The 7165-nt window shown below is 67.1% G+C and carries 6 protein-coding genes and 1 pseudogene; 4 read left to right on the top strand and 3 right to left on the bottom strand.

Features of this window, described 5'->3' with window-relative positions; all coding sequences use genetic code 11:
• The 3 genes and pseudogenes from JOZ00_RS04295 to JOZ00_RS04285 all read right to left on the bottom strand — a co-directional run.
• Positions 1 to 584 (bottom strand): annotated as a pseudogene (locus JOZ00_RS04295) (type VII secretion AAA-ATPase EccA); the annotation flags it as partial.
• Positions 585 to 962: 378 nt separating this feature from the next.
• Complete coding sequence (locus tag JOZ00_RS04290; RefSeq protein ID WP_293340106.1) at positions 963 to 2465, bottom strand: PPE family protein; 1503 nt, start codon at positions 2463 to 2465, stop codon at positions 963 to 965.
• 213 nt (positions 2466 to 2678) lie between these two features.
• A complete protein-coding gene (locus tag JOZ00_RS04285; protein WP_293340103.1) occupies positions 2679 to 3584 on the bottom strand; it encodes a class I SAM-dependent methyltransferase in 906 nt (301 codons plus the stop codon).
• A 132-nt stretch (positions 3585 to 3716) separates the two neighbouring features.
• Between JOZ00_RS04285 and JOZ00_RS04280 the strand changes: the two genes are divergently transcribed.
• From JOZ00_RS04280 to JOZ00_RS04265, 4 genes are all read left to right on the top strand, one after another.
• Positions 3717 to 4901: a cupin domain-containing protein gene (locus JOZ00_RS04280; protein WP_293340109.1), complete on the top strand. Its 1185-nt coding sequence runs from the start codon at positions 3717 to 3719 to the stop codon at positions 4899 to 4901.
• 7 nt (positions 4902 to 4908) lie between these two features.
• Positions 4909 to 5856 (top strand): hypothetical protein, encoded by a 948-nt coding sequence (locus JOZ00_RS04275; RefSeq protein ID WP_293340100.1) that lies wholly within the window; start codon positions 4909 to 4911, stop codon positions 5854 to 5856.
• 224 nt (positions 5857 to 6080) lie between these two features.
• Positions 6081 to 6872, top strand: coding sequence for a zinc ABC transporter substrate-binding protein (locus JOZ00_RS04270; protein WP_366022257.1), 792 nt, complete (start codon positions 6081 to 6083; stop codon positions 6870 to 6872).
• A partial coding sequence (locus JOZ00_RS04265; protein ID WP_293340094.1) for an ATP-binding cassette domain-containing protein occupies positions 6859 to 7165 on the top strand: 307 nt, incomplete at its 3' end. The genes JOZ00_RS04270 and JOZ00_RS04265, both read left to right, overlap by 14 nt.

Raw genomic sequence — 7165 nt, 5'->3', positions numbered from 1 at the left:
GCGTCGAGATCCGGGTCGTTGACGATCGGGGTCAGCAGCTTGACGACGTCCGACCAGCGCTCCGCGCCGTAGTTGATGACGACGGCCACCCAGCGAGCCTCGCGCCAATTCGGCCGGCGTGCCGTCAGACCGGTGACGATGTGATCGGCATCGGCAAAGCGTCCGGCCGTCGCCAAGCCAGCCGCATAGGCGAGATGGAAATCGTCGGTCGTCGTGGCGTGAAACTTCAGATACAGGCCGGTGTCGTAGCGGAAGCCCAGTGACCCGGGCGCCAGATCGACCTGGCGCTGCAGGATGCCCGCCGTGGTCGCTGTGCGCGAAACGGACTCGAGCACCCGCATGGACACATCACCCGCGGCGGCCAGTCCCGTCCAGGCGTCGCACTGGTCGTGCGCGACGCGGGTCAGCGCGGTGAAACCTGAGCGAGCCGCCGCCAAGTCGGCCGGACGCTGGCGTTGGTAGACGGCGATGCCGAGCGCGCGGCAGCAGGTGGCGAAGCGGCTGACGACGTCGCCGTCAACCCGGACATCCGTCCGTGAATTGGCAGGCTGAGCTGCGAGTACGCCAGTGTCAGCGCGATCCACGGCCACGTCTCCTCATTTGTGTAGGCTCCCCTAACCTGATTCGCCTGAAGTTAGCATTGCATAAGCTAACTGTCGAGACGCGCGAGCCCGTCTGACTCAACGACACTCCTCCCGCTTGGCTCCGCTTATGAGGTTTTAATTCTAATAATCGTCCGCATGTTCGGTTCGATCGCCGCTGCAGCAGGTTCGCAGTCCACTGGCAGTCCGTTCTAAGCAGGCGACCTTATCGAAAATCATTTTCATTAGCAATCCCGGCGGGGCTTGCAGTCGTCCGACACCCGGCGTTGACGGTCCCCGGCGGGCAGTCCGCATTTGCTGCTGGTTGGCGGAGCGAATACGTAGCTAGTAGTCGGCTGCCGGCGCGCAAAAGTTCCCCCGCTACTCAGGCTCCCAGGTACCCGGCAGCATCGGCAGAGCTGGCCCGCTGCCGAACTCGTCACCCGCCAACGTGGTCAGCCCCGCAACTTCGGTGCGTCCCTTGACCGCCGTCCCGGCGAAACCCAGGGGTCCCGCGCCCCGCTCCGATGCCGTGGACTCCGCACCCGGCATCGCCGCGGCATCCGGTCCCGAATCCAGATCCATGTACTCGTGGCCGCGGTAGTGGTCTTGCATCGCCGCCCGCCTGCGCCGGCGAGCCCGCTGCTTTTCGCCTGCCGATGTCGCAGCCGTCGCTGCGGCAGCCGATGAGTCGGGCTCGGAAGCCTTGCGCTGGGCACTGCTGCTCAAGCCCACGCCGTCGCCCATCCTCGGGCCGCCGACCAGATAGGGGTAGGGAGGGCCGCCGACCCCGGGAGGCGCCGGAGTGCTCGCGGTCGCGGTTGCTGTGGCCGTCGTGGGCGCCGGCGCCGAGGTCGGCGCGGTGGACGGGGCCGGAGCGGTTGCGCCGGCGCTCATCGGTGCGGGGCCGGTGGGCGCCGCAGACATGTGCGGGGTCTGGGGCGCCGGCGCGGGAGCCTCCGCCGGAACCGGAACCGCATCCGGCTGGATCGCGGCCAGCGCAGTCAGGCTCACGAGCCCGGACGCGGCAGCGGCCGGCACCAGGAGCGGAGCCAGTAAGAGCTGGGGGAAATACTGAAACACCTGGATCAGGTGGCCCCACTCGTCCGCGATCAGTCCCCCGATGTCGTACCACAGCTGGGTCAGCCCCTGGATGGGGTTGTGCTCGAAGATCTGGATATCCCTGGCCAGGGTTTGGAAGGGTTCGAGGAAGCGATTGATCCACCAACTCAAGTCGTCTGGATTACCGGCGTCATTGTCGACAATGGGCAGAATCCCCTTGTCGGCGTTGCCGTCGCCGCCGTAGGTGCCGCCCGTGGTCCCCGGGCCGGTTTGGACCGCATTCGTCTTCACGATCTGCGGCGCGGGATCAGTCTGCGGCGTCGCGGCCACCGCCATGGTGGTGGCCGTCTGATACGTGGTCATCGTGGCGGCAGCCTGAGCCCACATGCGCGCATAGTCGGCCTCGTTGAGCGCGATGGGAATGGTGTTGAGCCCGAAAAAGTTCGTCGCCACCAAGGCCCCGTGAATCGCGTGGTTGGCGGCCAGCTCCGGCAAGGTCGGCATCGTGGCCAACGCGACGGTGTAGGCGGTGGCGGCAACCTCCTGCTGTGATGCGACGGCCGCGCTCTTGGCGCTCGCGCGCACCAGCCACAACAGGTAGGGCACGTGCGCGGCAACGTAGTCCTCCGCGCTGGGACCTTCCCACGCCCCGGCCTGTGTCGCCGCCAGGGTCTGGCTGAGCTCATCGGCGGCCTCGGCATAGGTCTCGCTCAACGAACTCCAGGATGCCGCCGACGCCAGCAAGCCGGCGGGTCCCGGACCGCTGCTGAGCAACGTGGAATGAACCTCCGGCGGAAACGCCATCCATATCGGTGCGGTCATTACCGGCTCACGGGGTGACTGTAAACAACGGGTAGCGCCATGCCAGGAACTCCTCGCAGGGTTGACGACAACGACCGCCTGGGCTGGTAGGCGGCGCACGGATCAGCCCGTCAGTAGTCGGGGAGCCGGCAGCGAAAGTTCCGCCGCAAGATCAATTCATTGAAAACTCATGTGAAGCCGACAGCCCGTGACTGAGGCCGGCTCGTTAACGGCTCAGGCCTTGACGGCACTCACCAGGGTGTTGCGCGAGATCATTCCGCCGGCTTCGGTGTCCAGTGCCGGGACCGGGCGGCCGACACTGCGAAGGTAGTCGGCCAACGGGGTGCCGACGGCGCTCCAGCCTCGCGCGCCGAACCATTCGGTGGCGGGGCCGGCGTGCTCGTTGTAGACGAGCTGGAAAAAAACGCGTTCGTCACCTTGCGCGACAGCTTCGCGTTCCTCCTGCAGGGCGGCCTCGAACGCTTCGCGTTCCATCGGCGCGCCGTCCTCGACGGCGACGTGACTGCCGTGACCGGCGAGCCCGTCGATGCCGGTGAACAGTTGCTCCTGGGCGGCCGCCGGGAGATAGATCAGCAGACCTTCGGCTATCCACGCCGACGGCCTGGCGGAATCAAAGCCGCTGTCGCGCAGCGCTTGCGGCCAGTCCTCACGCAGATCAATGGCGATCTCACGACGCTCGGCGCGTGGTTGGTCGCCGTGCTCAGCGAGCACCTCACGCTTGAAGTCGAGAACCTGCGGCTGGTCCAACTCGAAGATCGTCGTCGCGGCCGGCCAGTCCAGCCGGTAGGCGCGAGAGTCCAGGCCCGCCGCAAGGATGACCACCTGGCGCACACCCGCGTCGGCCGCCCCGCGGAAATAGTCGTCGAAGTACTTCGTTCGGGCCCCTTGGAAATTGACGAAATGCGCCCCCCACTCGGGCGTCAACAAGTGATGGTCGGGAGCCCTGCCGTCCAGGACGTCGGCGGCGGGACCGCCAACGGCGCGACAGAAAACCTCCGCGTACTGATCCACGACCAGCGGGTTGGGCTTTTGCGCCTCCAAGGCTCGCGCTGTCGCGACGAACAACGCGGTCGAGCCGACGCTGGTTGTAATGTCCCAGGTGTCACCTTCGCTTCGCACGCAACCCACACTACCCACCGCGCGACAGGTGCGCGTTTTCCTATGGCGCGCAACGGTAATGGCCTTGGGGGATCTGTTCGGACACCCGTCCGTCATACTGGGATGCCTGGTCCCGATGACGTGTGGGGAGGATTGACCATCGAGCTGTCGCTGGCCTGGCTGCTCCAACCCCTGACGGTGCAAACCTTTCTCGACGATATGTGGGGCAAGACTCACTGCCACGTCAAGCGGGGCCACGCGGGCTATTTCGACCGTCTTCTGCCCGCCGCATCGGCGGTCGACGAGCTGCTGCAGCTTTTTCGCCGAGAGCCGTCCGGGGTGCGCGCGGCACGGGGGAAAGACAAGAAGGCGTCCGACACCTACCGGCTCAGCGACGGCAGTCTGGACACCCTCGCCCTCCGCAACGACTTCGCCGACGGCTACACGATCGTGGTGGACGGCGTCGACCGGTATGCGCGCGCGACCGGATCGCTGGCACGTTCCATCGAGGTCGAGCTGAATTTTCCGGTGCAGGTCAACGCATACGCCACGCCGCCCGGATCGCAAGGGCTCGTTCCCCATTACGACTTCCACGACGTCTTGATCCTGCAGATCCAGGGTTCCAAGACCTGGCACTTGTACATCGGTGCCGACATACCGCCGCGCGAGATGCAGCGCGAGACGGACAGCGCGGTTGCCGTCGACGGCCTTCCGACGCCCACCGACGTGCGCCTGGAAGCGGGCGACGTCCTCTATCTGCCCCGCGGCCGGGTTCATGAGGCGGAGACGACCTCGGACGCGTCCGTCCACCTGACCGTCGGGCTCCACGCTCCCACCCTGCTGACGTTCCTGGTCGGGGCGCTGTACTCGCGAAGTTTCCGCGATGACCGGCTGAACGCCACGCTGCCGCCCCGCCATCTCGACGACCCGGACGCACAGACCGCCCTGAGCAACTTGGTCCATGACGCCGTCGAAACCCTCGAGGACCCGGACGTCGTCGCGGGAGGTCTCGAGGCGTTGGCGGATGTCCTGGTCCGCCGGGGCCTCTGCCCGCCGGTCGGACAAATCGCCAAGGCCGCCGGGGTGGACGAGCAGACGCTGGTTCGGAAGTACCAGCCGCTCTTCTCGCGGGTGAAAGCCGTCACCGACCGTGTCGAGTTGCAGTTCGCGACTCTGACGATGGGCGCCGGGCACGATCACGAGGCCGCGATGGTGTTCATATCGAATAGCACCGGGCCGTTCCGGGTCGGTGACCTGCCCGAGCTCAGCGCTGAGCAGCAGATCGAGCTAACCCGATCCCTGATGATCAGCGGATTCCTCGTGCCGGTCGCCGACTGATCACCCGATGGAGCTCACTGAACTAGCCCGGTGGACGCCGGTCCAGATCGACTTTTCCGGGCCTACCGCAACGGTCCACTGGGCTGACCTGACCGCCCACCGCTTCGTCGATCCGTTCCTGGACCAGACCGTCGCCCGTTGGGCCGCCGGGCCGCACGCCCGCCCAACGGTCAAGACCGGAATCGAGGCACTCGCCGCCCTCGACAGCGAGCCTTCGCTCGATCCCGCGGGCGTGATCTTTCATCTCTCCCGATGCGGATCCACGCTCGTGTCCCGGCTGCTGGGCACCCTTCCCGGCGTCGTCGTGGTCGCCGAGCCCGGAGCGCTCAACGCCCTCCTCGGGCTCGACGCCGCTCGGATCGACGAAACCGACCTCGTCGCGGCGGTGCGCCTGGTGGTGCGGGCGCTGGGCCGACGCCGGCACGGCGACGAACGCCGGCTGGTGCTCAAGACCTCCAGCTGGAACATCCGTCGCCGCAAGATCCTGGCCGCCGCCTTCCCGGAGACGCCGTGGACCTGGGTCCAACGCGAGCCGGTCGACGTCCTCGCCTCGCTGCTGGCCAAACCACCGGGATGGCTGGGCCTGCAGGCCGCTCCCCGACAGGCCGCGCGTCGCTTCGGTTTCGACCAGGACGCCGTCTCGGCAATGACGCCGCCCGAGTTCGCGGCCCGCGCCCTGGGCGCAATGCTCGAGGCGGCCGCGACTGACCCCGCTCAGCGTCTCGTGATCGACTACGCCGACCTGCCCGCTGCGGTATGGCAGCGGGTGGCCCCGCATTTCGGGCTGGAACTCGATCCCGCCGCGGTCGCCCGCATGAGCGCGGAATCCCGGTTGTACGCCAAGGATTCCGAGCCGCGGATCTTCACCGGCGATGCGCCGCGCCCGCTGACCGACGAGATGCGGGACGCCGCTTCGCGCTTCGCGGAGCCGGGGTATCGCATGCTCCTCTGGTGACCGATAAGCCACTTTTATCCTCTAGGCCTCGCGCAATGGTCATGGAAACGGTTATCGTTTTCGTCGTGATTGGGTTCCTCTCGCCGCTGCGCCGGGGCGGCATCGCCGTCGTCGTGGCCCTGGCTGTCGCCATGACGGGTTGCTCGTCGAATCAGACACACACGGCGGGATCCAGCCCCGCCGCCAAGCCGCCGGCACCGTGCCCGACGGCCCCGGTTTCCGTTGTGGTCAGTGTCGATCAGTGGGGCGATATCGTCTCCGAGCTCGGCGGGGCATGCACCAACGTCAAAACGGTGCTGGCCAGTTCGTCGGTCGATCCCCACGACTACGAACCAGCACCGGCCGACGCCGCCTCCTTTACGGGTGCGGCGCTGGTCGTCGTCAACGGCGCCGGCTACGACGCCTGGGCATCCAAGCTGGCCGCCAGTTCCGCCCCAAACGCCCACGTGGTGAGCGCCGCGGTGGCCACCAAGACTCCCGATGGCGCCAACCCGCACCTGTGGTACCAGCCCTCGGCGGTGAACACCGTCGCCGACGCCGTGACCGGCGAGCTGAGCAAGATCAGCCCGCAGGCCGCCGACTACTTCAGTCAGCGCCGGGCACAGTTCACGACCGCGATGGACCCCAACGCGAAACTGATCGCCAAGATCAAAAACACTGCGGGCGGCAAGTCCTACGGCGCCACCGAGACCATCTTCGACTACCAGGCGCAGGCGCTGAATCTGGTCAACAAGACCCCCGAGGGTTATCAGAGGGCGACGGCCAACGATTCCGATCCGTCACCGGCCGACATCTCCGCATTCCTGAAAGCGTTATCGGCCAAGCAGATCGACGTCCTGATCTACAACACACAGACCGAGGGCTCGATCCCCGAGCAGATCCGTTCTGCCGCAGAACAAGCCGGCGTGCCCGTCGTCAACGTCACTGAGACAGTGCCGCCCGGGCAGACGTCGTTCGAGGGCTGGCAGTACTCCCAGCTCGTTGCGTTGGGAAAGGCGCTCGGTGTCCCTGTCTGAACTTTCCGCCACTCCCCCGGTCCTGACGTTCGACGACGTCAGCGCGGTGCGCGACGGCCAATTGGTCTGGGCGAACGCCAACTTCCGGGTGCCCGCCGGCGGCATCGTCGCTGTCATCGGACCCAACGGGTCCGGCAAGACGACGCTGCTGCACATGATCCTGGGCCTGATCCCCTTGGCAGCCGGCCGGCTCGAGGTGTTCGGCCGCCGTCCCGGGCGGGCCAATGACGGAATCGGCTACGGGCCGCAGCAGTACGCCGACGGCTCGGGTGAGGCCATCCGCGCCGCCGATT

The sequence above is a fragment of the Mycobacterium sp. genome, from assembly GCF_019243155.1.
Lineage (GTDB): Bacteria > Actinomycetota > Actinomycetes > Mycobacteriales > Mycobacteriaceae > Mycobacterium.
This window is presented reverse-complemented; position numbering and strand designations above follow the sequence as displayed.

Bases quoted from the DNA above. Each gene is read 5' to 3' on its own strand.
- JOZ00_RS04290 (WP_293340106.1), bottom strand. From the start codon at position 2,465: ATGACCGCACCGATATGGATGGCGTTTCCGCCGGAGGTTCATTCCACG.
- JOZ00_RS04275 (WP_293340100.1), top strand. From the start codon at position 4,909: ATGGAGCTCACTGAACTAGCCCGGTGGACGCCGGTCCAGATCGACTTT.